Annotated in this window: 11 protein-coding genes; 3 read left to right on the top strand and 8 right to left on the bottom strand. The window is 72.8% G+C overall.

What is annotated here, in order from left to right; translation table 11 throughout:
* Window positions 1–13: 13 nt before the first annotated feature.
* The 6 genes from DEJ43_RS36915 to DEJ43_RS36890 all read right to left on the bottom strand — a co-directional run bounded on the left by DEJ43_RS36915 (window position 14) and on the right by DEJ43_RS36890 (window position 6,249).
* Window positions 14–1,069: a pyridoxal-phosphate dependent enzyme gene (locus tag DEJ43_RS36915; protein ID WP_015038565.1), complete on the bottom strand. Its 1,056-nt coding sequence runs from the start codon at window positions 1,067–1,069 to the stop codon at window positions 14–16.
* Window positions 1,027–2,085, bottom strand: coding sequence for a GHMP family kinase ATP-binding protein (locus tag DEJ43_RS36910; RefSeq protein WP_071892354.1), 1,059 nt, complete (start codon window positions 2,083–2,085; stop codon window positions 1,027–1,029). Before DEJ43_RS36910 ends, DEJ43_RS36915 begins: the two co-directional genes overlap by 43 nt.
* On the bottom strand, window positions 2,082–2,933 hold the full coding sequence (locus tag DEJ43_RS36905; RefSeq protein WP_411572334.1) for a Rossmann-like domain-containing protein: 852 nt from the start codon (window positions 2,931–2,933) through the stop codon (window positions 2,082–2,084). The genes DEJ43_RS36910 and DEJ43_RS36905 overlap by 4 nt, the downstream gene beginning before the upstream one ends.
* Before the next feature lie 103 nt (window positions 2,934–3,036).
* Window positions 3,037–3,858: an ABC transporter ATP-binding protein gene (locus tag DEJ43_RS36900; protein ID WP_015038562.1), complete on the bottom strand. Its 822-nt coding sequence runs from the start codon at window positions 3,856–3,858 to the stop codon at window positions 3,037–3,039.
* On the bottom strand, window positions 3,855–5,201 hold the full coding sequence (locus tag DEJ43_RS36895) for a FecCD family ABC transporter permease (protein WP_015038561.1): 1,347 nt from the start codon (window positions 5,199–5,201) through the stop codon (window positions 3,855–3,857). The genes DEJ43_RS36900 and DEJ43_RS36895 overlap by 4 nt, the downstream gene beginning before the upstream one ends.
* Window positions 5,191–6,249, bottom strand: coding sequence for an ABC transporter substrate-binding protein (locus DEJ43_RS36890; RefSeq protein WP_071892351.1), 1,059 nt, complete (start codon window positions 6,247–6,249; stop codon window positions 5,191–5,193). Before DEJ43_RS36890 ends, DEJ43_RS36895 begins: the two co-directional genes overlap by 11 nt.
* Before the next feature lie 155 nt (window positions 6,250–6,404).
* Here DEJ43_RS36890 and DEJ43_RS36885 point away from each other — a divergent pair, with 155 nt between their 5' ends.
* The 3 genes from DEJ43_RS36885 to DEJ43_RS36875 all read left to right on the top strand — a co-directional run bounded on the left by DEJ43_RS36885 (window position 6,405) and on the right by DEJ43_RS36875 (window position 19,240).
* The gene (locus tag DEJ43_RS36885; RefSeq protein ID WP_071892346.1) at window positions 6,405–7,715 is read left to right on the top strand and encodes an MFS transporter; all 1,311 of its coding nucleotides are present in this window, start codon (window positions 6,405–6,407) and stop codon (window positions 7,713–7,715) included.
* Window positions 7,716–8,121: 406 nt separating this feature from the next.
* Window positions 8,122–18,723 (top strand): LamG-like jellyroll fold domain-containing protein, encoded by a 10,602-nt coding sequence (locus DEJ43_RS36880; protein ID WP_233448035.1) that lies wholly within the window; start codon window positions 8,122–8,124, stop codon window positions 18,721–18,723.
* A 1-nt stretch (window position 18,724) separates the two neighbouring features.
* The gene (locus DEJ43_RS36875; protein WP_015038557.1) at window positions 18,725–19,240 is read left to right on the top strand and encodes an SMI1/KNR4 family protein; all 516 of its coding nucleotides are present in this window, start codon (window positions 18,725–18,727) and stop codon (window positions 19,238–19,240) included.
* A 104-nt stretch (window positions 19,241–19,344) separates the two neighbouring features.
* Here DEJ43_RS36875 and DEJ43_RS36870 read toward each other — a convergent pair whose 3' ends face one another.
* Both DEJ43_RS36870 and DEJ43_RS36865 read right to left on the bottom strand, forming a co-directional pair.
* Window positions 19,345–20,568: a sensor histidine kinase gene (locus tag DEJ43_RS36870; RefSeq protein ID WP_015038556.1), complete on the bottom strand. Its 1,224-nt coding sequence runs from the start codon at window positions 20,566–20,568 to the stop codon at window positions 19,345–19,347.
* Window positions 20,565–21,224, bottom strand: coding sequence for a response regulator transcription factor (locus DEJ43_RS36865; RefSeq protein WP_041663310.1), 660 nt, complete (start codon window positions 21,222–21,224; stop codon window positions 20,565–20,567). Before DEJ43_RS36865 ends, DEJ43_RS36870 begins: the two co-directional genes overlap by 4 nt.
* Window positions 21,225–21,311: the final 87 nt, after the last annotated feature.

Raw genomic sequence — 21,311 nt, 5'->3', positions numbered from 1 at the left:
TCCTTCTCTGTCGTTACGTGGTCAAAGATTCCATAGAGGTCGATTCTCGCGGCGGATGGCTCCTGCGGTTCCAGGGCATGCGGGACCACGGCAGGGTCAGTTCGGTCTGGTCCGCGATGTCCTGGGGCGTGAAGTGCCCTAGGGGCGCGGCCTCGTCGTGGCGGGCGAAGACGGTGTCGACATAGCGGTGGCCGGTGTCGGGGGCGATGAAGAGGACCGTCCGTCCGGGGCGGCGCTCGCGTTCGTGGCGCGCGGCGAGGTAGGCCGCTCCGGTCGACAGGCCCGCGAAGAGGGCGTGCCGGCGCAGGAGGTCGACGGCGCCCGCCAGCGCCGCGTCGAAGGAGATCCAGTGCAGGGTGTCGTACAGCTCGTGGGAGACGTTCCCGAAGGGGATGGAGCTGCCGATGCCGGCGATGATGATCTCGGGGTCCGAGGTGTGCTGGGCGCCGAAGGTGAGGCTGCCGAAGGGCTGGACGCCCACGAGGTCGACGTCGCCCGCCGCCCCGCGTGGCGTCCTGGCGTCCCGGTCGCGGAGGTAGCGGGTCAGGGCGCCGGTCGAGGCGCCGGAGCCGACTCCGCCGACGACCGTGAGCCGGGCGCCGCCGGTCTCCTCGTGGACGCGGTCGGCGATCGCGCGGTAGCCGAGGTAGTGGATGTCGTCGTGGTACTGCCGCATCCAGTGGTACTCGGGGTGGGCGGCGAGGATCTCGTGGATCCGCTCGACCCGTCGTTTCTGGTCGAGTTTCAGGTCGCTGCTCGGTTCCATCTGTTCCAGGGTCGCCCCGAGTACGGCGAGCTGGGTCCGCAGGGTGTGGTCGACCGTCGTCGATCCGACGATGTGGCAGCGCATGCCGTGCCGGTGGCAGGCGAGGGCGAGGGCGTACGCGTAGATGCCGCTGGAGCTGTCGAGAAGCGTGTCCCCGCGCCGTACGACACCGGTGTCGAGGAGATGACGGACGGCGGCCAGTGCCGAGACCACCTTCATGGTCTCGAAGCGCAGACACAGGAGCCGGTCGTCGAGGCGTATCAGGTCCGGCCGGCCGATCGCCTCCGCGACGTGCTGGTCCATGGCGTGAACTCCTTCGGGGTGGTGGCAGCTGGGAAGGGCGGGGCGGTGGTGGTGTGGGTGGTGAAGGTGCGGGTGGTGGGAATGCCCCGGTCGTCCAGGGCGCGGCGGCAGCCCCGTACCCGGTGGTGCAGGCCCGCTGCCGTCGGGTCGAACAGGACGCCCGCGACGGCGCCGCTGTGCGCGATCTGCACGCCGACCGCTCCGGTGCGCCGGGCGGTCGCGATCAGGGAGTCGAACTCCGGGTGGCGGAGGACCTGTTGGCCCCGGCGGGCGCTGGCCGTGGCGACCTTGCCCAGGAGCGCGACGTCGCCGGTCGCCAGCGAGCGGCGCAGCAGGGCGCGGAGCCGTTCGAAGGCGCGGAGGTCGGCGTCGGTGGCCTCCCGTACGGGCAGGGTGAGGGTGTCCACGGGTGCTCCCCCGCCGAGGGTGCAGCCGACGACGACCAGGTGCGGGAGGGCCGGGCCGAGGACCTCCAGGACCCGGCCCTCCCGCTGGGCGAAGAGGACCGGGCGGGCGTCGAGCATCAGCGGATCGCTGGCCCGTTCCGCCCGGACGGCAAGACCCGCGACCGTCTCGGGTGCGAGGTGCAGCCCGTACGCGGCGGCGACCGCGCGGACGGTCGCGATCACGTCGCTGGTGGAGCTGCCCATGCCCAGGCCCACGGGGATGTCGCCGCCGAGTCTCAGCTCCCCGCCGCAGGGAGGCAGTCCGGATCTTCGGGCGCACTCCTCGACGGCGAGGGCCGCGGCGGCCGCGGCCTTCGTACGGTCGGCGGGTACGACGGTGAGCGCCCGGGGCGGTGTGCCGGGGCGGCGGAGGAACTCGGCGCGGCTGCCGGGGCCGGCCATGGGGAGGGTGACGAGGCCCGCGCACCGGCGGCCGGCCGCGTCGAGGAAGACGCCCTGGAGGAGTTCGCCGTGGTGGCAGGGGGCGTGGCCGGTGCCTCGGGCGGGGTTCGGGTCGCTGTCGGGCCCCGGGCCGGTGACCGTGCCCGGGGCCCTGCCCGGCCGGGTCATGTGCCGTCCGCCGTGCGGTAGCGGTACAGGACGGTCTCCTCGCCGCTGAACTGGGAGAAGGGGAACGGCTCCGCCGACACGGCCGTCACGCCCGCGCCGAGGAACGCGCGGGCGACGGCGCTGCCGCTCTGCGCGTACACGATCAGCGGGATCTCCCGGTCGCGGCAGCGCGCCAGGATCGTGTCGAACGAGCCGTTGCTTAGGGTCATGCCCGTGGCGACGACCGCCTCGGCCCGGTCGAGCACCTCGTGCATGTCGTCCGTGACGGGGTCGCCCCACTGGGTGGCCTTCAGGTTGAAGTCGCAGGGCAGGGGTTCCCCGCCCTGCTCACGGATCGCCGCGACCAGGGGGTTGACGACGCCGATGAGCCCCACCTCGGCGCCGTGCGTGATGTCGAGCAGACCCGCGATGGCCGTGTCGCGGGCCTTCGCGCGGACCTCCGGGGTGCCGGCGGGCAGGCTGACGGGTTCGGCCTCGCCCCGCTCGGCGGCCGTCCGGTGCGGGTGGGCGTGGGCGAGGTAGGCGTCGAGGGCGGCGATCCGCACGGGGCGCGGGGCGTCGCGCAGCAGCAGGTCGAGCGGCGCGCCCGAGTAGTCGTGGCAGAGGGACGGGGTGAGCTCGCCGGCCTCGAAGGCGCAGCCGCCGAAGGAGCCGCCGAGCCTGACGAGGACGTACTGGTTGAGGTAGGTGGTGTCGCCGCCGGCCAGGCGGGTGCCGTGGTGGATCCAGAACACGCTGGTGGCGACGAGCGCGGAGGGCAGCGGCCCGTGTTCGCCCGCCAGGACCGCGGCGATGAGCTGGTCGACGGAGGCCGCCGATGTGGTACGCGCGGGGGCCGGGTGCGGGATGGAGGCCGCCGAGGTGGTACGCGCGGACGCGGGCGGGGACGTCGGCTGGGGAGGGACGGAGAGGGGCTGGGGTGTGCTGTGCATCAGAGGCCTCGGCTTCGTTTCAGTGGGAGGGGACGGACGTGGGTCGGGGCGCCCGGAGGGCGGTACCGCGCCGGGCGTCGAGTGGGCCGCGGTAGGTGACGGCCGGCTGGCCCAGGGCGTCGGTGGTGAGGGCGGCGTCGACCTCGAAGACCTCGGCGAGCCGCTCGGCGGTCAGTACCTCGGCGGGCGGGCCGGCGGCGATCAGCCGGCCGTGGTGCAGGAGCAGCAGCCGGTCGCAGTACCGGGCGGCGAGCGACAGGTCGTGCAGCGCGACGAGGACGGTCCGTTCGGTGCCGGTCAGCAGCTCCATGAGCTCCAGCTGGTGCTTGACGTCGAGGTGGTTGGTGGGTTCGTCGAGGAGCAGGGCGTACGGCTGCTGGGCCAGCGCGCGGGCGATGTGGGCGCGTTGGCGTTCGCCGCCGGACAGCGCCTTCCAGGAGCGGTCGGCGAGCGCCGTGAGGCCGACTTCCTCCAGCGCCTGTGCCGTCACCGCGCGGTCGGTGCCGTCGGGGCCGCGCCAGCGGTCCCGGAACGGCGTCCGTCCCAGACCGACCACGTCGGCGACCCGGAGGTCGCTGTCGGCGCCCGAGTCCTGTGCGACGAACGCGACGTGCCGGGCGATCCGGCGGGCGCTCCAGCCCCGGACGGACTCGCCGTCGTAGCGGACGGTGCCCGTGTCGGGGGCGCGGAGGCCGGCGAGGCAGCGCAGCAGGGAGGACTTGCCCGAGCCGTTGGGGCCGAGCAGTCCGACGGTCTCGCCGGGGGCGACGGCCGCGCTGACGTCCCGTACGACCGGGGTGCCCGCGACCGACCAGCTCAGGTTCTCGGCGGCGATCCTCACAGCTCACCCCTCCTGCGCAGGACGAGGAGGAACAGGGGCACGCCGAGCAGTGCGGTGATCACCCCGACGGGGACCTCGCGGGGTGCGAAGGCGATCCGGGCGAGGGCGTCGGTCCACACCAGGAACACCGCGCCCGCGAGCGCCGCGTACGGCAACAGCACGCGGTGCGGCGGGCCGACGAGGAAGCGCACCCCGTGGGGGACGATCAGTCCGACGAAGCCGATGGCGCCGACGGTCGCGACCGCGACGGCGGTCAGGGCCGCCGTCACCACCAGGAGCAGCATCCTGGTGTGCCGTACGCCGATGCCGAGCGAGGCGGCGGTGTCGGTGCCGAACGCGAGCCCGTCGAGCGCGTTCGAGCACAGCCACGCGACCGCGAGTCCCAGGGGGGTGACGATCGCGCAGACCAGGACGGTGTCCCAGCGGGCCGGTGCCATCGAGCCCAGGAGCCAGTGGGTGACGGCGCGGGTGGTGTCGGCGTCGGCCGACGCCATGAGGACGAGGGAGGTCAGGGCGGTCAGGAGCTGACCGACGACCACTCCGGTGAGGACGATGCGGACGGAGTCGAGTCCGGTACGCCGGAGCAGGAGGAGCAGGAGACCGAAGGCCAACAGGGCGCCGACGAGCGCGCCGCCGGTGACGCCGAGGGTGCCCGCGCCGATTCCGAGGACGACGACGGTGACGGCGCCCGTCGACGCGCCGGAGGACACGCCGAGCAGGTACGGGTCGGCGAGCGCGTTGCGGGTGACCGCCTGGAGCACGGCGCCGCACACGGCGAGCGAGGCACCGACGAGTGCGGCCATCAGGACGCGCGGCAGCCGGAGGTCCCAGATGAGCGAGTCCACGAGCGGGGGCAGTGGCTCCACGTCCAGGCCTGCGTGCGCCCCGAGGACGCGTACGAGGTCGGCCCAGCCGACGTCGGCGGTACCGACGCGGACGGCCGCCGCGAGGGAGGCCACCAGGACGGTGGCGGTGGCGAGGGCCGTGACGAGGGGGAACCGCCGGGGTGGGACGGGCGCCGACGGGCCGGTGGGAGCGGGCAGTTCGGTGGGACCGGGCGGGTCCGCGGGCCTGGGCGGGTCTGCGGGCTCGGAGAGGCCCCCGCGAACGGCTTGGTCGGCGGGCACGGACAGGTCGGCGGGCACGGACAGGTCCGCGGGAACGGACAGGTCCGCAGGTGCAGTCTGGTCGGCGGGAACGGACAAATCGGTGGGACCCTGCTGGTCGGCTAGCCCGGACGGGTCCGCAGGCGCGGACAGACCCGCGCGAGCGGGCTCGTCGGCAGGGCGCGACGGGGCAAGCAGGTTCGCCGGGGTGCCGGCCGTCGGCGGGTCAGTGGGCATGTCCGAGGTCCTTCATGCCCTGGGCGAGCAGCCCGAGGGCGTGCACGGAGCGCACGGAGGGGTCGAGTTCGATGCCCGGCACCTCGAGGATCCTGTTCTCGCGGACCGCCGCGAGCCGGGAGATCACCGGGTGTCCGGTCATCTTGGCCCGCTTCTCGCGGGCGCTGTCGCCGGGCCGGCCGCGTTCGGACAGGTCGCCCACGACGATGACGTCCGGGTCGCGGCGGGCGACCTCTTCCCAGGAGACCTCGGGCCAGTCCTCGGCGACGTCGTCGAAGGCGTTCTTCGCGCCGACGATCCGGCTCATCTCGCTGGGCAGGCTCGTCCCGCCGGCCACGTACGGCATGCCGTTGAAGACGGAGTAGAGGAAGACGACCGTGGGGCGGTCCTCGCCGGGGTGCGTCGTGGCGGTGTTCGTCCCGGCTTTGGCGACGGCCGCGCGCTGGGCGGTGGCGAGCTTGTGGGCGCGCTCCTCGGCGCCGAAGAGCTTGCCCAGGTTCTCGTAGTCGGAGAAGAGGAGCTCGAAGGGGGTGGTGCCGGGCGGGTTGTGCTGGGGGCAGTCCACGGCGCTGACGAAGGTGGGGACCTTGAGTTCGGCCAGTTCCTCGCGGGTGCCTGCGCGGTCCGCGGTGTAGAGGTCGGCGGAGCCGGCGACGACGAAGTCGGGGGTGGCGGCGCGCAGTTGCTCACCGGTGGCGATCTTCGGGGCGATGACCGGGATCTTCGCGTACGCCGCCCGGTACGGGGCGGGGATCTTCGTCTTCAGGTTGGCCGTGCCCGCCATCCGGTCCTGGAGGCCGAGTTCGAGCAGGGTCTCGGTCGAGGTCTGGTCCAGGGCGACGGCCCGGCGAGGTGACGCGGGGACGGAGATCTCGCGGCCGCAGCTGGTGACGGAGACCGGCTTCCCGCCGTCGGCGTGTCCGGTCGCGGCGCCCGCCTCGACCGCGGGGCGGTCGCGGGCTGTTGGGCGGTCGTCCGCAGCGGTCGCGCAGCCCGTGGTGGCGAGGGCGAGCGTCAGGGCTATGCCGAGGGGGGCGGGGTGGCGCATGGGGTTCTCCGGTCTGGGAGGGACGGACATGGGTGTGGTGGTGCACCGGGCAGGAGTGCCGCGTTCGAAGGGTACTGTAATGGCAATCATTTTCATTAACGACACCGGGGGCGGCTCGCCGAGCCGCTCCCCCGCATCCGAGGAGCACGCGCACCATGACCACCACACCCGCCCCCACGGCCCCCAAGTCCCCAGCGCCACCCTCCCGTTCGGTCCTCCGGGACCCCGCGTTCCTGCGCCTCTGGGCGGGCACCACCGCCTCCGGCCTCGCGACCTGGGCCCTGCCGTTCGTCCTCGGGCTCGCCGTCCTGCACCGCGACCTCGGCGCCGCCGGACTCGGCCTGGTCCTCGCCGCACGCACCGCCGGCTTCCTCGTCGCCGTCGCCGTCGGCGGCGTCCTGGCCGACCGGCACTCCCGCCGCGCGGTCGTCCTCTGGTCCGCCCTCGCGGCCGCGACCGCCGCGCCCCTCCTGGCAGTCGGACTCGGCCACTCGCTCGCGCTGATGACGGCGGCCGCCGCGCTCGCCGGCGCCGGTCAGGGCGCCTGCCGCCCGGCGTTCCAGGCGCTCACGGCCGAGATCGTCACACCCGAGCGGCGCCAGCAGGCCAACGCCGCCATGACCGTGGCCGTACGGAGTTCCACGCTCGCCGGACCCACACTGACCGCGCTGCTCGCGGCCTTCCTCGACGTGCGGACCCTGCTGCTGGGCATCGGGGCGCTGTGGCTGGCCGCCGGGCTCGTCCCGGGCCGGGGTACGGCGCGGGCGACGGGCGGCAGGTCACCCGAGGAGCTGCCGGACCCCTCGTCGGACGCGCGCCCGGCTGCCGGCTCCGCACCCCGCGCCGGCTTTCGGGCCGAGTTCCTTGAGGGCATACGCGAGGCGCGCCGCCACCCGTGGTTCCTCGCGGGGCTCGGCGCGCTGGTCGCGGTCATCGCGCTCGGCTACTCCGCCACCGGTGTGGCACTGCCCCTGATCAGCCGGGACCGCTACGGCACCGAGTGGGTCCTCGCCGCGGCGATGACCGCGTACACCGTGGGCGCGCTCGGCGGGGCCCTGGTCATCGCCCGCCTGCGGCCGCGCTCCCCGGGCTGGGCGGCGTTCGCCGGGCTCGGCGCGTACGGTGTCGCCCCGCTGAGCCTGATGCTGCCGGTGCATCCGGCCGTGGTCGTCGCCGCGTACGCCGTGGCCGGGATCGGCATCGAGCTCTTCAACGTGCCCTGGTTCACCGCGACCCAGCGCGAGGTGGCCCCGGACAAGCTGGCCCGCGTCTCCTCCCTGGACTTCCTGGTGTCCTACGGACTCGCGCCCGTCGGGCTGGCGTTGATCGCGCCCGCGATCGAGCGGTTCGGGGTCACGCCGGTGCTCGCCGCCTGCGCGGCCGCGTGCTTCCTCGTACCGGCCGCGGCGGCGCTCGTGCCGACCGCCCGCCACTTCGGGCGTACGGATCCGGCCACGAGGGACTGACGGGGACCGGCGCCACCCGGCACGGGTCGACCTGTCGTCCACCTCGGCCCGGTCGACTCGTCGTCCACCTCACCCCGGCGGTGCCGACCCGTCGTCCGCGAGCCACCCGGCTGGGCCGACTTGCCGCCCACTCCCCCGGCTTTGTCAAGGCGAGTTCCCGTCGCGCGCGAACGCAGCAGCGGCCCCTAAGGTTGCGTGAGCTTCGCCACACCAGCAGGTCCGCCCCGGCGGCCGGCCAGGTGGTCTGTCCTCACATGCTCCCGTATACGGGGTTCGCCGCCCTCCGGTTCGACGGGCCTACTGTGGCTGGAACTTGTGGGTCCGCTGTGAACGTCGGTACGACTACCCCCTCTGTTCGATTACATGGGGGATCATCGTGCGTACCGCGCGACCACTAGTTCTCCTAGTGGCATTCATATTCGCCGTACTGACAGGTACGGAACGGGCGGCCCTCGCCCTGGACGGCTGGGCCGCCAAGGCCGGCCGTGGAGCCGGCGACGCACCCGAGCAAAGCTGGGGATCGGCGCGCGGCGGAGGTCACCGGGCGCCCGGTGACACGACCGACGCCGACACGGCGGGCGGCCGGGCCGGTGCGCTGACCGCACCCGGTGAGCTCCCCGCGGAGGGCGGGGCCGCGCCGGTCCACCTGGGCCGCGCGCCCCGGCCCGCCCCGGTGCCGTTCTCGAAGGTGCCGGTGCCCGCGAAGGCGGCCAAGGGCCCCGGCAAGGGCTTCGACACCAAGGCCAGCACCGAAGTGCCGGCCGAGCGCACCGAGCGGGGCCGGACCTTCCTCAACAAGGACGGCACCTACACCACCCGCTTCTACGACGAGCAGGTGAACTTCCGCTCCCGCGACGGGAAGTGGAACGCGATCGACACCCGGCTCGCGCGTCCGGCCGAGGCGTCCGGTGCGCCGGGCACGGCCGGGACGGGCTGGCAGGCGCGGGCGACCGAGGACAAGATCCGCTTCTCCGAGTTCGCCGACGCACCGACGCTGGTGCACCTGGGTGTCGGAGGCACCGCCTCGATCGGCTACGCGATCGACGGCGCGGCCCACTCCCCCGGCCGGGTCGACGGCAGTGTGATCACCTACCCGGAGGTCCGCCGCTCGACGGACGTGGAGCTCGTCGCGGGCAGCGACTCCGTGAAGGAGACGCTGATCCTCAAGGACGCGAAGGCGCCGACCACCTGGCGCTTCCCGCTGGTCCTGGGCGGCCTGACCGCGAAGCTCGACGGCCACGGCGGCATCGCCTTCCACAACGCCGCGGGCCACCGGAAGGCCTGGATGCCGGCGGGCTGGATGGAGGACTCGAAGAAGGCGCCGAACTCCGACGAGGGCGTCATCTCCTCCGGCGTCCGCTACGACATCGTGCGGGAGGGCTCCCGCCAGGTCCTGGTCGTCAGCCTCGACCGGGCGTGGCTCGCGGACCCCGAGCGGGTCTACCCGGTGCGGGTCGACCCCTCCGCGAACGGTCTGGGGGCGGCTTCCGGCACCTACGTCGAGGCCCCCTACAACCAGAACTTCTCGAGCTCCACCGAGCTCAAGGTCGGCACGTACGACGCGGGCGGCCACAAGGCCGCGTCCTTCCTGAAGTTCAACGGGCTGGACACCACGCTCAAGAACGCGTACGTGATCAACGCGAACCTCTCGCTGTACAACACCTGGTCGTACTCGTGCACCGCGCGGCCGGTGACGGTCCACCAGATCACCTCGAACTGGTCCGAGGGCAGCACGTCCACGTACCCCGGTCCCGCGACCGGCGGCGCCCTGGGGTCCAAGTCCTTCGCCCACGCGTGGCGCGCCGACGGCTCGACGTCCTGGCCGTGCGGATCGGCCGCCTGGGAGAGCATCCCGCTCGGGGCCGCCGGCCGGCAGCTCGTCGACGACTGGACCCACGGACGCCAGCCGAACTACGGGCTGGCCGTGAAGGCCGCCACGGACGACTCCAGGAGCTGGAAGAAGTTCGGCTCCGACAACTTCCCCGACGGCAAGCCGTCCCTCGACGTGACGTGGAGCAGGTACGGGGCCTCGTACGGGCTCGGCGGGTTCGTCACTCCGATGACGGCCACGAGCGAGGGGACGTTCAAGGTCACGGTCACCAACCAGGGGCAGCAGACCTGGGGGAAGACCAGCAACTTCAAGCTGCGCTACGACCTCTTCGACGCCAACGGCGCCTTGGTGGGCGGTGACTACTGGAGCAAGATCCGGTGGACTCCGATGCCCTACGACGTGGCGCCGGGGGCTTCGGCCACCGTCGACGCCAAGATCGCCCCGCTGGCTCCCGGGACCTACACCCTCGTGTGGACGATGGACGAGTACGGGGTCTCCAGCTTCGCGGCGGACGGCGTGCCCGGCGCGGGCATCAGGTTCGACGCCGTCAACGCCCGGCCGTACATCACGGGCGCGGCGCCGCCGAGCGGCACGGTCGTCGACACGCTGACTCCGACGCTGTGGGCGTCGGCCACCGACACGGACCGGTCTCCCGGCGCCCTCACGTACCAGTTCGAGGTCTGTGAGGTCGAGGGCAAGGACACCCGGAAGAACTGCCGGGGCAACACCCATGCCGCCTCGTCGAGCTGGACCGTCCCGGGAGGCTGGCTCAGCTGGGCCAAGACCTACGCCTGGTACGCGTACGCCAACGACGGCAAGGACCAGTCCTCCCGGACCTCGCCCTCGATCCTGACCCCGCAGGTGCCGCAGCCCGTCATCACGTCCCACCTGGGCGGTGCGGACGGCGGCCGTTCGTTCGGGGAGCGGTCCGGCAACCACGTCACCGCCGCCACGGACGCCGCCGTGCCCACGGTCGGCCCCGAACTCGCGGTCACGCGGACATACAACTCGCAGGACCCGCGCGTCGCCAACGCGTTCGGCGCCGGCTGGGCCACCCGCTGGGACATGCGCGCCGCCGCGGAGCCCGACGGCAGCGTCGTGCTCACCCTCACCAACGGCAGCCAGGCCCGCTTCGGCCGGAACGGCGACGGCACCTACAGCGCGCCGTCCGGCTCCATGGGCGTGCTGACGGCCGTCACCGGAGGAGGCTGGACGCTCCGGGACGCGAGCGCGGCGCTCCACACCTTCGACGCGACCGGCCTGCTGACGAAGGTCACGGACGGGCACGGCCGCGAGCAGCGGCTGACGTACACCGGCGGCCGGCTCACCAAGGCGACCGACGCCCTCTCCGGGCGGGCGCTGTCCTTCACGTGGAACGGCGCGCACGTCGCGTCGGTGTCCACCGATGCCGTGGGGCCGGGCGCTCCCGCGCTGACCTGGTCCTACACCTACCAGGGTGACCTGCTGACGAAGGTCTGCCCGCCGTCGTCCACGACCGCGTGCACGACGTACGAGTACACCGGGGCTTCCCCCTACCGGGGCATGGTGCAGGACGCCAACCCGGTCGCGTACTGGCGCATGAACGAGACCGAGGGCGAGGCCGCGCAGAGCGAGGCGGTGTCCCGGACCGGCATGAACGCGGGACGGCTGCGTGACGTCACCCTCGGCGGTGCCGGGGCGCTGACCGGCACGGGCAACAAGGCGGTCTCCTTCAACGGCACCAGTTCCGTGGTGGAGCTGCCGGAGTCGACCCTGGCCTCCTCCACCGTGCTGTCGGTCGAGCTGTGGTTCAGGACGGACAAGCCGGGCACGCTCGTCGGCTTCCAGGACAAGCGGCTCTCGGACGGCAAGCCGGCCTGGTGGAACCCGGTCCTCGGCATCACCCAGGACGGCAGGCTGCACGGCGGTCTCGAACTCAAGGACGTCTGGGCCCCGCCCCTCACCTCCCCCGGCACGGTCACCGACAACGCGTGGCACCACGCCGTCCTGACCAGCACGGGCACCGAGCAGACGCTCTACCTCGACGGGACGCGCCTCGGCGCGACCACCGGAGTGGTGGACCACCACGGCAAGACCTTCACCTATCTGGGCGCCGGCTACTCGAGCTCGGCCTGGGACAACGGTTCCGAAGGCGTGCGGCGCTTCACCGGCGCCATGGACGAGGTCGCGGTCTACCCCCGCGCCCTCGACGCGAGCACGGTCCGCGCCCACCACGCGGCGCGTACGGGATCGTCGAAGCTCATCAAGACCACCCTGCCCTCGGGGCGGGTCGGTACCCGGGTCGAGTACGACACGGACACCGAGCGCGCCACGAAGGTGACCGACGAGAGCGGTGGCACCTGGCAGATCTCGGCGCCCCGCTACGCGTCGGGCTCCCAGGCCTACGCGGACGCGGTACGGGCCACGGGCCCGGTCAACTACTGGCGCCTGGGCGACAGCAGCGGCGCGGCCGCGGCCGACGAGATGTCCGCGGGCGGCAACGGGTCCTACCGTGACGGCGTCACCCTCGGCGGGGTCGGCGCCTTCCTCGACGGCGACGACGGCGCGGCCACGCTCGACGGCTCCAAGGGCGCCGTCGCCGTGCCCGCCGAGTCGGTCTACGACGCCACCTCGCTCTCCGTGGAGCTGTGGTTCCGGACGGACAAGCCGAGCGGTGTCCTGCTCGGTCTGCAGAACGCCGAGCTCGGCGCCACCCCGACGATGTGGAACGCGAGTCTGCTCGTCGACGGGGAGGGCAAGCTCCGCGGCCACCTGTGGGACGGCCCGTCCGCGGGCTGGCCGGTCATGGGCGGTGTGAAGGTCACCGACAACACGTGGCACCACGTCGTCATCACCGGTGGTCCCGCCGGTCAGTCGCTGTACCTCGACGGCGCGAGGATCGGGTCCAAGTCCGGTGTGGTCAAGCCGGAGACCCTCGTCCACGCGTACCTCGGCGCCGGTTACTCCAGTGAGGCGTGGGACGGTCAGGCACGGGCGACCCGCTTCTTCAACGGCCGGATCGACGAGGCCGCCTTCTACACGAAGGAACTCGACGCCCAGACCGTCGCGGACCACTACAAGGCCCGCACCCGCCTGGTCACCGGCAACGGCGACCAGTACCAGGGCACCGTCATGGCCGACGCGCCGGCCGGTTACTGGCGGCTGAACGAGACCGGCGGCACGACCGTCGTGAACAAGGTCGCGGTCGGCGGGGCCAACGGCACGTACACCAAGGTCACTCCCGGGGCTCCCGGTGCCTTCGGGGCCGGCGACGGTTCCGCCGCGGAGTTCGCGGGCGACGGGTGGGCCGCGCTGCCGGGCGGACACCTGCCCACCACCGATCTCTCGGCCGAGCTGTGGTTCAGGACCGGCAAGCCGGGCGTGCTCTTCAGCGACCAGGAGAAGCCGCTCCCGGACGCCGCCGGCTACGCACCCGTCCTGTACGTCGGCTCCGACAACAAGCTGCACGGCCAGTACTTCACCCGCGGCGTCGCCGCGACCAACACGTCGCCGAACACGGTCACGGACAACGAGTGGCACCATGCCGCCGTGACGGCCCAGGGCCCGACCCACACGCTGTACCTCGACGGCGTCCAGGTCGCCCAGACCACCACCGTGCCCGTCACGCACGAGGCCAACAAGCTGGCGTACATCGGGGCCGGCCACACCGCCTTCTGGCCGGCCTCCCCGGGGGACGGAGTCCAGTACTTCACCGGCCGGATCGACGAGGTCGCCGTCTATCCGCGGGCCCTCAGCGGTGACCAGGTCGCCCGGCACTACGGCGCCCGGACCCAGGCGTCCGGGTCCTCCCTGTCGTCGACGGTGACGGTGACCGACCCCACCGGCGCGAGGACCAGCAGCACGTTCGACGCGATCCGCGGCCAGCGCCCGGTCGCGTCCACCGACGCGGACGGCGGTGTCACCACCTACGCGTACGACACCGGCGGCTTCCTGCACACGGTCACCGACCCCAACGGTCACGTGACCATCACCGGTCACGACGAGCACGGCAACACCGTCGCGACGACCAGGTGCCGGGACGCGGACTCCTGCTGGACCTCGTTCGCGGAGTACCACCACAACGCCGCTGATCCGCTGGATCCGCGCAACGGCAAGCAGACCGCCGTCCGCGACGCCCGGTCCACCGGCGTCACGGACAACCGCTACCGGACGACCACGTCCTACAACGCCCTCGGCCAGCCCGAGGGCACCACCCTCGCCGACGGCCGCACCTCGGCCACGACGTACACCACGGGCACCGAACCCGCGACCGGCGGCGGCACGACACCGCGCGGACTCGTCGCCACCCAGAAGACCCCCGGCGGCGCCACCGTCTCCTACGGCTACTACGCCAACGGCGACCTCGCGCGCTCCACGACGCCGTCCGGTCTGGTCAGCACGTTCACGTACGACGGCATCGGCAGGAAGCTGACCGAGACCCAGGTGTCCTCCCGTCATCCGGCGGGCGCGACGACCAGGTACACCTACGACACGATGTCCAAGGTCGTCTCCGAGGACGCCCCCGGCGTCACGAACGAGATCACCGGCGTCACGCACACCGCACGCGTCGCCCGGACCTTCGACGCCGACGGCTACCTGCTCACGGAGACCGTCAAGGACACCACCGGCGGCGACCCCGAGCGGACCACCACCTACCACTACGACGCGCGCGGCTTCAACGACCGCGTCACCGACCCGGCGGGCAACGAGACCGCCTACACGCACGACGCGCTCGGCCGCGTCACCGGCGTCACCGATCCCGCGGGCAACGTGGTGACCCACCGGTTCACCGCACGCGGCCAGTTGGCCGAGACCGTGCTCAAGGACTGGACCGGCCATCCCTCGGGCGGAACCCGGGACCTCGTGCTGTCCTCCCGTACCTACGACCCGGCGGGCCGCCTGGCCTCGACCACGGACGCCCTGGGCGCCACCACCGCCTACACCTACTACGACGACGGCCTCGCGGCGACGGAGACGGCCAAGGCCGTCACCCAGTCCGACGGCGGGAAGCGCGACATCGTCCTGGAGGCGAACACCTACGACGGCGCGGGGCACCTCACCCGGCAGACCCTCGCCGGCGGCAGGACCATCACCCAGACCGTCGACGCCACCGGCCGGACCACGGCCGCGGTCCTCGACCCGAGCGGCCTCAACCGCGCCTCGACGTACGCCTACGACGCCGACGACCGTCTGACCGAGCAGTCCAGCACGATCGACGGCACCGGCAGGAAGCTCACCGAGTCGTTCGAGTACGACGTGGCGGGCAACCCGCTGAAGGCGACGGTCACCGACGGGACCACCACCCGCAGTTCCCGTCAGACCTACGACGAGCACGGCGCCGAGCTGACCTCGGTCACCCCGCGGGGCAACACCACCACCAGCCGCTACGACATCCTGGGCCGACTGGTCGAGCAGACCGATCCCCAGATCCAGGCGGAGGAGAAGGGCGCGGCCGCCACGGCCGTCACGCCCAGGTCCCAGGTGGGGTACAACACCTTCGGCGAGGTCACCGAGACCCGCGACCCGCGGGGCTCGGTCGTCCGGACCGAGGTCGACCGGCTCGGCCGCGCCGTCGCGGTCACCCTGCCCGACTACACGCCGCCCGGCGCGGCGACGGCGATCACCGCGACCTCCCGCACCGCCTACGACGGCCTCGGCCGTACCGTGTCGCGGACGGACCCGCTCGGCCGTACCACCAGTTACGCGTACGACCAGCTGGGCAACCTCGTCAGCGTGACGGATCCGGCGGTCGACGACACCGTCGGCACGGCGGCCCTGCAGTCCCCGGGCGCCGGCTACTTCGACGGCGGGTCCCAGGCCCTCGGCGGCGGCGCGGTCTCCACCTTCACCTGGACCCCCACCGGGCTCCAGCTCTCGTCCACCGACCAGACGGGCTCCCGCTCCGAGGCCACCTACGACGAACTGGGCCGTCAGCTGACGGCGACGACCATCGAACGCAGGCCGCAGGCCCAGACCCTGACGAGCAGGTTCACCTGGGACGACGCGGGCAACCAGACCCGCTCGACGACCCCTTCCGGCCGGACCACCCGCACCGAGTACAACGCCGCGGACCAGGTCCTCAAGGTGATCGACCCGGCCGGCGGAGTGACCACCTCCGCCTATGACGGGCTCGGTCGCCTCATCGAGACCAAGGACCCCACCGGCCGCAGGGCGACGACCGCCTACGACGCCTCCGGGCTCCCGGTCAGTACCACCGACTACGGCACGGGCAGCACCCCGCTGCGCACCGCCACGTCCGAGTACGACGCCGACGGCAACCTGACGGCGGCCGTCGACGCGAACGGAGCCCGCACCACCTACGGCTACGACGCGCTCGGCCAGCTGACCAAGCAGGTCCTGCCGGTCAGTGCCACGAAGAGCATCACGACCACGTTCGGCTACGACGCGGCGGGCAACAGGACCCGGCTCACCGACGGCCGCGGCAAGGCCACGTACTACACGTTCAACGTGTGGGGCCTGCCGGAGTCCACGATCGAGCCGGCCACCAGCCAGCACTGGACGGCGGACGTCCGCACCTGGACCACCGTCTACGACGCCGCGGGCCGGCCCGTCACCGAGCTGCTGCCCGGCAACGTCAAGCGCCAGCGGACCTACGACGCCCTGGACCGCCTCACCGGCGAGACCGGCTCGGGAACGGCCGTCGCCACGCGACCCCGCACCCTGGGCTACGACCTCGCCGGACGGATGACGAAGTCCGGGGGTGCGGGAGCCGGCTCCGAGAACACCTACACCTACAACGACCGCGGGCAGCTCCTGACCTCGGACGGCCCCTCGGGCCGCTCCGAGTACGGCTACGACGCGGACGGTCTCATGACCTCCCGCAAGGACGCGGCGGGCACCACCACGTTCACCTATGACGAAGGAGGACGCCTCCACACGACCACCGACCCGCTGACGGGGACGGAGGTCCGCAACGACTACGACGCCGCGGGCCGCCTCCAGCTGACGCAGTACGCCGCGGCCGGCGCCCCGCGTCAGGTCAGGGCCCAGCGCGCCTACACCTACGACAGCCTCGGCCGGCTCACCGGGGACATGATCACCCGTACCGCGGGCGGCGGCGTCCAGGGCCAGGTCTACGACTACGACCTCGCCGACCAGCTCGTGAAGAAGACCACGACCGGCACCGCGGGCGCGGCCTCCCACACCTACGGCTACGACCTGGCCGGCCGCATGACGTCCTGGAACGACGGGACCACGAGCGTTCCGTACGAGTGGGACGACGCCGGGAACCTCACCAGGCGCGGCAGCGTCACCGGCAGCTACGACTCCCGCAACCGGCTGGAGAGCTGGGGCACCGAGACCTACGCGTACAGCGCCCGGGGCACCGAGAAGACCGTCACCCAGACGACCGAAGGGGGCACGGCCCGCCAGATCCAGTCCGACGCCTTCGAGCGCACCGTCTCCAACGGGGCGAGCACCTTCACTTACGACAGCCTCGACCGCCTCATGACCCACAACGGCACCGCCTTCACCTACGACGGCGGTTCCAACGACCTGGTCACCGACGCGACGACCGGCTACGTCAGGGCCCCGGACGGCACGATCGTGTCGACCGCGGTCACCGCGCAGGCCGGCAGTGCCCGGCTGGCCGTCACGGACCAGCACACCGACCTCGTCGCCAGCCTCACGGCCGACGGCACCGCGGTGTCCGGTTCCCGGGCCTACGACCCGTTCGGCAGGACCACGGCCTCCCAGGGCGCCAACCCCAGCGTCGGCTACCAGTCCGGCTGGACGGACTCCGGCACCGGCGAGGTCAACATGGCGGCCCGCTGGTACCAGCCGGGCATCGGCAGCTTCACCAGCCGGGACACCTGGCAGCTCGACCCGACCGGGTCGGCGCTGGAGGCCAACCGGTACGCCTACGCGACGGGAGGCCCCCTGAACGGCGTCGACCCCTCGGGGCACCGCGCGGAGATGGGTGGCGGCGGCGGAGGGCCCGCGGTGGGCCCCTACGCCAGCATGGGCAACGCGGGCCGGTTCGGCGGCGGCGGTCGCCCCAGCGCTCCCAGGGCGACGACCAGGGCACCCGCCCGGGCCTCGGGCCAGCCGTCCAAGCTGAGCAACCGCTCGCAGATCAGCGAGAAGAGGATGCGGCCGAACCAGAGTTCGCCCCTGAGCAACCGTCCGCACATCCAGGAGAAGAACATGCGCATGAAGTCGACGACGAGGCCGGGCGCGAAGTCGCCGGGCCGCGCGTCGACCTACCGCAGTCCCGGCGGCAACGCCGGAAGGTCACCGGGCGGCAGCCGCGCCGGGTCCTCCGTCTCGCGCGGCAAGTCCCCCGGGCGCACCAACAGCGGTGTCCGCTCCGGCGGTACGAAGGGGAAGGCTCCCGGCGCCGGCACCCAGCCGAAGGCTCCGTACCGGCAGAACCCCAACACGGGACGCAACCCGGCACCGGCGCCCAAGCACGTCCCGAAGGTGACGTGGAACCCGGGGGCGTCGCAGACGCTCACCCTCGAACGCGCGATAGACGTGCGGTTCCTCAACCTCGTCGGGCCGGACGACCTGTACGACGTCGACCCCTACGAGTACGAGCCGGACGCCCTGGAGCCCTACCTCGTCGAGGCGCGGGACCCGGATCGCGGTGACGCCCACGATGATCGCGGAGAGTCCTGCGACGCGGGAGCGGGCAGCAACTGGCAGGGGAACGTCCAGTACTTCCCGCGCGAGCGGTTCAAGCCCGGCAAGGACGGTTGCCGGGCGACCGGGGCCGTCGCCTACTACGGGTCGCCCGACGACCTCGCGGACGGCACGGCGACGGCGAGCCGCAACCGTGCCGACGCGGAGACCGGCAGCACGTGGCTGGCGCCGCCGAGCGGCTTCTTCGAGATCACCGTGCAGGACAACTGGCAGCGGGCGCGCGGGCACCTGATCGGCCGTCAACTCGGTGGTTCCGGCACGGATCTGCGGAACCTGATCCCGCTCCACGCCGCGGCCAACTCGAAGGTGATGGCGGGCATCGAGAACAAGGTGACCGACTCCATCACCCACACGCGCCAGTCCGTTCGGTACGAGGTGACACCCGTGTACCGGATGCGGATGTCCGGAGTGCCCGAGGCCGTCCACATCAGGGCCGTCGGCTCGGCGGGCCTCGACGTGGACTGCTACGTGATGAACTCGGCGGACTGGAAGGCCGAACCCATCTGCACGTCCGAGAAGTACGGGAGGAACTGACGTGTCGGACCTTCTGACGGACATGTTCGGACCGCCGCCGCGACCGCGTCCCGTCCCCGAGGAAACCTGGCGGGAGCTCGAGGAATCGGTCGGTGTCCGCCTTCCCGAGGACTACAAGGCCCTCGTCAGCGGCTACGGTGACGCGACGGTCTTCGGCCACCTCGGCATCCCGCACCCCGACAGCGAACACGCGCTGCCGGAGTTCATCGAGGACCTCGGAGACGTCTTCCTCTCGTGGCAGGACCCCTGGCGCGAGTCACCGGCGGATCCGGACCTCGCACGGATGATCCCGTGGGCGTTCCACGGGTGGAACGGCGACATCTGTCTGCTCGATCCACCGAAGGCGGACGAGGGATGGTCGGTGGTCGTCGCCTACCGGCAGTTCCGGGACATGGACGTCTTCCCCGGCACGGTGACCGACTTCCTCGCGCGGCTGCGCGACGGTCGTGAGCTGCCCAGGGAATGGCCGCTCATGCCGCCGGACCGCCTGGAATCCGATGAGCCGCCCCTGATCTGACCCTGACGGGTCGCGACGGGGATCCCACCCGGGGCGCCGCCTCACTTCACACCCCCGCGAAGGGGGGTGAAGGAGGGCGGCGCCCTTCGTCGTGCGCCGGCCGCTCAGTCGCGCCCGGCGAAGCGCACCCGCACCGTCAGGCCGCCGCCCTCCGGGTTCGCGGAGGCCTCCAAGGTGGCGTCGTGGGCGCGGGCGATCGACTCGACGATCGACAGGCCGAGGCCCGCGCCCTCGCCGGGCCCGTGGGTGCCGCGCTCCGTCAGCCGGCGGAACGGCTCGAACAGCAGCGGGACCGTGGCGGGCGGGACCTCGGGGCCGGTGTTCGACACCTCGATGCCCTCCGGGCCCGTACGGACGTCGACGCGGCCGCCGGGGACGTTGTGGCGCACGCCGTTCACCACGAGGTTGTGGACCAGACGGTCGAGCAGCACCGCGTCACCGTCGACGGTCAACGGCCGGGCCCTCACCGACACCGTCACGCCTTGTTCCGCCGCCTCCGCCGTCAGGGCGTCCACCGCCTGGCGGGCCACCTCGTCGACCGCCACCCGGCTCCGCTCCCGCAGTCCCTGGTCGGACGCGGCCAGCAGCAGGAGCCCCGCGATGATCCGCTCGCTGTCGTCCGCGACCTCGATCAGCTTCGCCCGGATGCGGGCGACCCGCTCCGGCGACGGCTCCCCCGCGAGCCCGATCTCGGCCGCCGCGCGCTGCACGGCGACCGGGGTGCGCAGCTCGTGCGCCGCGTTCGCCGCGAACCGCTGCTGGGCGGAGACCAGTCCTTCCATCCGGCCCAGCATCCCGTCGAAGGTGTCCGCGAGCCGCTTCAGCTCGCCCGGCGGCCCGTCGAGCGCGATCCGCTCGTGCAGGTTCTCGCCCGAGAGCCGGCGCGCGGTCTCCGTGATCACCGCCACCGGCCGCAGCACCCGGCCCGCCATCCACCAGGCCAGCACGACCGACAGCACCGCGTACGCGGCGAGGACGATCAGCGAGACCGTCAGGAGCCGCTCCAGGGCGGCCGACTCCGCCGCGTCGCTGACCGTCCGCGTGATCGCCATCACCTCGCTGGGGAGCCGGACGGTGGCGCCCGGGTCCGGGCTGGTCGGCGCCGCCGTGGCCGGCGTGGCGGGGACGAAGGCCGTCGGATCGGGGGTCGGCAGCCCTTCGAGACGCCGCGCGGGCACGGTGCTGGTGACGGCGAGACTGATCGAGGAGTACAGGCCCTCCTTGACGAGGAAGTACACGACGCCGGTCAGCAGCGCCCCGGCGAGCAGCAGCAGTCCGCCGTACAGGGCCGTCAGCCGGGACCGCTCCCCCGTGACCGGCCGCCTCATGACGAGATCCGGTAGCCGGAGCCGGGCACGGTCTCCACCACCGGTGGCTCGCCCAGCTTCGCCCGCAGCTTGCTCAGGGTCACCCGGACCGCGTTCGTGCGGTAGCTGGTGTGCTCCTCCCAGACCTGCTCGATCAGGTCCTCGCCGCTGACCACCGCGCCCTCGGCCCGGAGCAGCGCCTCCAGGACGGCGAACTCCTTGCGTGACAGGTGCAGATGGCGTCCGTCGCGGCTGGCCTGGCGGCGTGCGGTGTCCAGCACGATCCCGGCCCGCTCAAGCACGGGCGGCAGCGCGGGCCTGGCACGCCGGCCGAGGGCCAGCACCCGGGCGAGCAGCTCGTCGTACGCGAAGGGCTTGGTCAGGTAGTCGTCGGCGCCGAGACCGAGGCCCTCGACCCGGTCCCGTACGGTGCCCGCCGCCGTCAGCATCAGGACCCGGGTCATGAGCCGCTGCTCGACCACCCGGCGGCAGACGTCGTCGCCGTGCATCCCGGGCAGGTCCCGGTCCAGGACGAGGACGTCGTACTCGCCCAGTTGCATCTTCCGCAGGGCTTCGAGGCCGTCGGCCGCCACGTCCACGGCGAGCGCGTCGCGGCGCAGCCCCTCGGCGATCATCTCGGCGAGAAACGCCTCGTCCTCCACCACCAGTACGCGCATGACCCCTGTGTATCCGAAAGGGACCTTTCGCCGGTGTAAACGAAACCGCTGAGAGAAGCGAAACATCCCTTCGCGGCACGCTCCACG

This window comes from Streptomyces venezuelae ATCC 10712 (assembly GCF_008639165.1).
Taxonomy (GTDB): Bacteria; Actinomycetota; Actinomycetes; order Streptomycetales; family Streptomycetaceae; genus Streptomyces; species Streptomyces venezuelae.
Note: the sequence above shows the minus strand (reverse complement) of the source record. Positions and strands in the feature narration are given on the sequence as shown.

Coding starts and splice junctions, on each gene's coding strand:
- DEJ43_RS36885 (WP_071892346.1), top strand. CDS start 6,405: ATGACCACCACACCCGCCCCCACGGCCCCCAAGTCCCCAGCGCCACCC.
- DEJ43_RS36890 (WP_071892351.1), bottom strand. CDS start 6,249: ATGCGCCACCCCGCCCCCCTCGGCATAGCCCTGACGCTCGCCCTCGCC.
- DEJ43_RS36915 (WP_015038565.1), bottom strand. CDS start 1,069: ATGGACCAGCACGTCGCGGAGGCGATCGGCCGGCCGGACCTGATACGC.
- DEJ43_RS36870 (WP_015038556.1), bottom strand. CDS start 20,568: ATGAGGCGGCCGGTCACGGGGGAGCGGTCCCGGCTGACGGCCCTGTAC.
- DEJ43_RS36910 (WP_071892354.1), bottom strand. CDS start 2,085: ATGACCCGGCCGGGCAGGGCCCCGGGCACGGTCACCGGCCCGGGGCCC.
- DEJ43_RS36895 (WP_015038561.1), bottom strand. CDS start 5,201: ATGCCCACTGACCCGCCGACGGCCGGCACCCCGGCGAACCTGCTTGCC.
- DEJ43_RS36865 (WP_041663310.1), bottom strand. CDS start 21,224: ATGCGCGTACTGGTGGTGGAGGACGAGGCGTTTCTCGCCGAGATGATC.